Source organism: Acaryochloris sp. IP29b_bin.137, from assembly GCF_028285745.1.
In the GTDB taxonomy this organism is placed as follows: domain Bacteria; phylum Cyanobacteriota; class Cyanobacteriia; order Thermosynechococcales; family Thermosynechococcaceae; genus Acaryochloris.
On the sequence record NZ_JANQOP010000215.1, the window covers coordinates 1 to 5,087 of the forward strand.

The window sequence follows — 5,087 nt, forward strand, 5'->3', positions numbered from 1 at the left end:
CCACCAATGCCACAGGTTAGATAGGTGGTGCCACGAATAGGTTGAGTCCGTTCGTAATGGTGTTCATGACCATTGACGTAAAGCTGCACACCATATCGGGTAAACAACGGAGGGAGCTGCTTTAAAAGCATCGGTTGGCTAGGAACATGGCCCATCAATGGTCCCCATGATTCAACTAAGTGCTGAAACGCACCATGCCAACCTGAAGAATAGATATTGTGGTGTCCCAATACAATTTTCCAGACTGCTTGCGATCGAGATAGCGTTTGTTCTAGCCATTCGAGTTGGGCAGGCCAATGATGGCCGGGATTGGTATCTAGTGCAAAGAATTGAGCCAGTTCATCCCCAAAAGTGTAGTACCGCCCCAGCATGTTGTACCCAGGATAGCGAAGCTGATCCTTACCTTCGTTGGATCGAATATCATGATTGCCTAAAACGGCATGAAACGTCACGCCATTCTGCAGTAAAGCGCTATAGGGCTTTGCAAATACGCTCTTGACTCGGTGAATATCTCCTGAGTTGTAGATGTTATCCCCCACAAGCCAAACCAGGGAAAAAGGATGGTGCTTGCAGTACGCCATCATGGCTTGAGCAACCTTAAACTGAGACCGTTTTCCGGTGCCCACATCCCCCACGGCGACAAATCGTAGGTGAGATGGGGCTGAATCTGGTATCTGAGTTTTCCTATCTAACCATTCCTGGATTGGCTCCTGGGATTGAGCCCGATGATGTAACACACCAACCCCCAAGCCAGACAAACTGATTAGAGAAAGAAGCTTTCGCCGCTTAAAAGACATACCTACCCAGAAATCTGCATCGAGTTCTCTACAAAAGATCAGCTCACCCGCATGAGCGTAGACCAGCGATAGAGAAAACTGTTTTCGCAGATACTTTGAACGGAGAAGGTTAAAAACTCGACAAGATTCTTACTCCATCTGCATGAGTTGAGCAGTGCAGGCCAATTTTCTACACATCATCCCTAAGCTGAACAACCTCAGAAGATAACCAATCTGGCGTCTGCACTGTTTCCAGGGTTCTGTCACCCACTGACGTAAATATTAGAAAAGCCCCCATACCAGCCATAATCGCGTTTTCGGCAAAGCTGACAATACCTAGTGGAGTCTTAGCATTCCCGCCTACGCAGGCACAGTTCAATGCCAGTTTGTCGATATAGACTGCTTTGAAAACAGAGATAGCACCACTGGTTCCAATCAACAGTGAACTCATTCCAGTTAATAGTGGTGCCACTCCAGACAAGAAACCCAGGCCAATCAGCAGTTCAGCGAAAGGGTAAGACTTGGCATAGGGCTTGAATGTTTTGGTAATCAGGTCATACTTCTGAAATCCTTCGACAAAGGCATCCAGGTCCATTAGCTTTAGAGATGCCAGCATTGAAAGTGACACTCCCATAAAACCGGTCATCCCTAATGAGGTTGCAAGGGTAATCAGGCCAGCCGTGGAAAAGAGAGCAACTACAGGGGTGTAGGAGTAGTCAGCAGCCTCAACTTCCACACCAAAATGTTGTGCTAGATCGGTATAGCCGCCTATGCGCTCTTCGCCAAAAAAGATTTGTGGCGTGGTGGGAACCTCATGTTTTGTTTTAAATGCCTCCACCTCTTCCTTAGAGCGTAATGGGTGGTCTTCATACTCAATACCTTGCTCCTTGAGCAAATGGATGGCCTTCAGGCCCCAGGGACAGTCATGGTCTGCAGTGGACATGCGATAGAGCTTAACGGGTGTCTGGGTTGTGCTTAAGGTTGTCATCACTCACCTCCCTGTACGATTGGAGTCATTCATAGGCTAAACCCTACAGTTAACTAGAGAGTCAAGGGGCAAATATCGCCCACCTGGGTGATGGGCTTGACCCTACAGTTGACTGTAGGGTTTAAAGTGAAGGTAGTTTTCAACTCAACGAAAAGATGACCACAGCCACACATTTGAAAATTGGTGAGGTTCGACGGCAAACTGGGGTTGCTGTTGGGGCGTTGCGATACTACGAAAGCTTACAGTTAATTCACTCGGATCGTGGAGACAATGGCTACCGCTATTACCCCCAAGAGACCGTGCAGCAGGTGCAGTTTATCAAGAAGGCACAAACCTTGGGGTTCTCCTTAGAAGAAATTCGGGAAATCCTCAATATTCATCAACAAGGAGACATCCCTTGTGAACGGGTGCAGTCCCTGCTGCAAGACAAGATTGAACAGCTTGACCATCAAATCCAGCAGATGATGTCCTTTAAATCTGAATTGGAAGAATATCGAGATCGCTGGGCCACCAACCAGCCCCGACCTCAACCCGGTGATATCTGCCCTCTAATTTCAACTGTTTCCCTATAACGCTTATGCGAGTTTTACTGGTCGAAGATGAACCGGATCTGGGAGCCGCCATTCAGCGCACTCTCACCCAGGAAGCGTACATTGTGGATTGGGCGAAAGATGGCAGGGAGGCTTGGGGCTATCTAGAAAGCCAGTGGACCCAGTACACTCTGGCGATCTTCGACTGGTTATTGCCGGGATTATCCGGGATAGATCTGTGCCAACGCCTTCGGGCTCAGCAGAGTCCTTTGCCCGTCCTGATGCTAACCGCCAAGGATCAACCGGAAGATGCCGCAACAGGGCTGGATGCGGGAGCGGATGATTATCTGGTTAAACCCTTTCGCAAAATTGAATTACTGGCCCGTTTGCGGGCACTGCAGCGACGATCGCCCCATTTTCAGCCTCAACAACTTCAGGTGGGGCCGCTCACGTTGGACTATGGCACCCACAATGTCTCTATCCTGGATCAGGGACAAGGTCAGAGTGTCTTGTTGACCCATAAAGAATTTCAGCTATTAGAGTATTTCATGCAGCATCCTCGACAAATTGTCAGTCGCGATCAGATCCTTAATCAGCTTTGGGGCGCGGAAGCCGACACCATCAGTAATGTGGTAGCTGCCCTGATGCGGCAACTGCGGCGAAAATTGTCTGACCTGGGCTGTGACCAAGCCATTGAGACGGTCTATGGAGTGGGTTATCGTCTTCATCTCAACCCTGAATAAGCAAACATTATTCCATTAGATGCTCAAGCGATCGCAAAAGCGTATAGCAAGGACCAGGTCCAGAAAAGTGGCCCTTTCAGGGTCCACCTGTCCCAGGCAACGAAAATAGTGCTGCCTATGCTAGGATTCAGCCATGACACGTCAAGAAACGCTGCAAACGATTAGTCACTTATTACAGCAACAGCCTCAAGAAAAGTTAGAGGCTCTTTTGGGTTGGTTGGAACAGAGCGATGATGACTTTGAACGGCAACTACGCACTGATGTAGAAGCGGGAAAGTTCGATCAGCTGATTGCTAACGTTGTCGCGGAAGATGACGCAGGAGAAACCATCAATCTTGAAGCATCGTGCGACAAAGACTTTTTGGAAGCTGTATAACAAGCTATCTCTTGACCTACAGCGCCAAGCTCGCAAACAGTATCGACTGCTTCGACGCAATCCACAACATCCATCTTTGCGATTCAAACCCGTGAGTAAACTGTGGTCAGCAAGAGTCAACGATGATTACCGGGCCTTAGCAGTCAAACGCGATGATGCTTACGTCTGGTTTTGGATTGGTCCTCATCGTGAATACGACAAAATTCTGAGCGGTAGTCACTAAATCGTTGGGTAGAAGTTGGCATTACCTTTCCCTGTAAACCATGAATGAGCAGACGTTATTTCGTCAGACTCGCTGGCGATTGGCAAGCTGGTATGCCGGGGTGATGGGTATTATTTGACCCTGAGTGGCTTAGGTGTCTATGAGGCGATTGATCATGCCCATCGAACGGCTGCGGATCGAGAATTGCAAGCGATCGCAGGTCGGTTACACGATAATTTAGAGCCAATGCTCAAGCAACCAGGCGAACTCCCCGCCAGTGCCCAGCGATATTTACCGGCTTCTTGCATTAGTCCAGAACCCTGCATAACGTCTGCTAGCGTTGCAGATCATGCACCAGGGGAAATGTTCCAGGGCAGCTATTAAATTCGGCTCTTAGATGGCTCCCAAAACCTCATTGCCTTAGCTGGTTTAAAACCCAGTGATCTAGCGTTCTCTTCATCTACGACCGCATGGCAATATCTTCAGGATGAGGACAAGATTCGCTACCGTCAAATCACTATTCCTTTGCAAAATCCTAATGCGCCCCTTTGGGGATACTTGCAAGTCGGTAGCTCTCTCAAACATTCTGATCAGTATCTCTCCTCAGTCAGGTTGGTTCTATTTGCTGGCTTGCCCTTAGCGCTGTTTTTTATTGGTGTTGCAGGCTGGTGGCTTGCTGGACGAGCGATGCAACCGATTCGTCAGTCCTACCAGCAAATGCAGCAGTTCACAGCAGATGCGGCCCATGAGTTACGGACGCCAATTGCCGCTGCTCAAGCGACGGTGGAATCTGTTTTGGATAAGTCTCCCCTTTCAGAAGTCGAGACTCGCGAAACGTTGCAGGTTTTGGATCGACAGCATCAGCGTTTGTCTCAATTAATTCAGGACTTACTGTTGCTCACCCGCTTGGACCGTCACGTTCAAACTCATCCAACTGATACCTGCTGTTTACAGGATGTGGTCCATGACATCGCCGAGGAATTAGCAGCTTTAGCATTAAGTAGACAGGTTCAACTTATCACTGATATTCAGACTGAGCAGCGCTTGCAGATGACTGGGGATGAGGCCCAGCTGTATCGCTTAGTGTTTAACTTGGTGATTAATGCCATTCAGTACACGCCCGAGGGGGGCAGGTCACCCTGTCCCTTGCTCAGCAGGATCAACAGGCTGTTCTCCAGGTAAGGGATACAGGCGTGGGGATGGCTGATGAGGAGCAATCAAACATCTTTGATCGGTTTTATCGGGTGGATTGCGATCGCAACCGACAAACGGGCGGTTCCGGGTTAGGATTGGCGATTGCCCAGGCGATTGCTCAAAAACATCAGGGAAGAATCACGGTGCAGAGCCAGCCTAGTAAAGGCAGCCTTTTTATAATCCATCTACCGATTCTCCCTACCTGAGCGGAACTTACCTGTTGAATCCAAGGTTTAAAGTGCAGCCATTTCTCCAATAAGATTTCTGCATTTCTTCAT

6 protein-coding genes and 1 pseudogene are annotated in these 5,087 nt (G+C 48.8%); 5 read left to right on the top strand and 2 right to left on the bottom strand.

What is annotated here, in order from left to right; genetic code table 11:
* Together Q0991_RS14985 and Q0991_RS14990 are read right to left on the bottom strand one after the other, a co-directional pair.
* Nucleotides 1-797 (bottom strand): metallophosphoesterase (locus tag Q0991_RS14985; protein WP_299489610.1); only part of this gene is annotated, 797 nt, incomplete at its 3' end.
* 169 nt (nt 798-966) lie between these two features.
* Complete coding sequence (locus tag Q0991_RS14990; protein ID WP_299489612.1) at nt 967-1,764, bottom strand: glutaredoxin; 798 nt, start codon at nt 1,762-1,764, stop codon at nt 967-969.
* A 155-nt stretch (nt 1,765-1,919) separates the two neighbouring features.
* Here Q0991_RS14990 and Q0991_RS14995 point away from each other — a divergent pair, with 155 nt between their 5' ends.
* The 5 genes and pseudogenes from Q0991_RS14995 (at nt 1,920) to rppB (ending at nt 5,015) form a co-directional block, all read left to right on the top strand.
* Nucleotides 1,920-2,336 (top strand): heavy metal-responsive transcriptional regulator, encoded by a 417-nt coding sequence (locus Q0991_RS14995; RefSeq protein WP_299489614.1) that lies wholly within the window; start codon nt 1,920-1,922, stop codon nt 2,334-2,336.
* Between the two features lie 5 nt (nt 2,337-2,341).
* Nucleotides 2,342-3,037 (top strand): two-component system response regulator RppA, encoded by a 696-nt coding sequence (gene rppA, locus Q0991_RS15000; protein WP_299489616.1) that lies wholly within the window; start codon nt 2,342-2,344, stop codon nt 3,035-3,037.
* A gap of 133 nt (nt 3,038-3,170) precedes the next feature.
* Nucleotides 3,171-3,413 carry a hypothetical protein gene (locus tag Q0991_RS15005; protein ID WP_299489617.1) on the top strand — a complete coding sequence of 81 codons (243 nt, stop codon included), beginning with the start codon at nt 3,171-3,173 and terminating at the stop codon, nt 3,411-3,413.
* Nucleotides 3,373-3,636: a hypothetical protein gene (locus Q0991_RS15010; protein WP_299489619.1), complete on the top strand. Its 264-nt coding sequence runs from the start codon at nt 3,373-3,375 to the stop codon at nt 3,634-3,636. The genes Q0991_RS15005 and Q0991_RS15010 overlap by 41 nt, the downstream gene beginning before the upstream one ends.
* A gap of 40 nt (nt 3,637-3,676) precedes the next feature.
* Nucleotides 3,677-5,015, top strand: a pseudogene (rppB, locus tag Q0991_RS25195) (two-component system sensor histidine kinase RppB).
* The last annotated feature ends 72 nt before the right edge of the window (nt 5,016-5,087 follow it).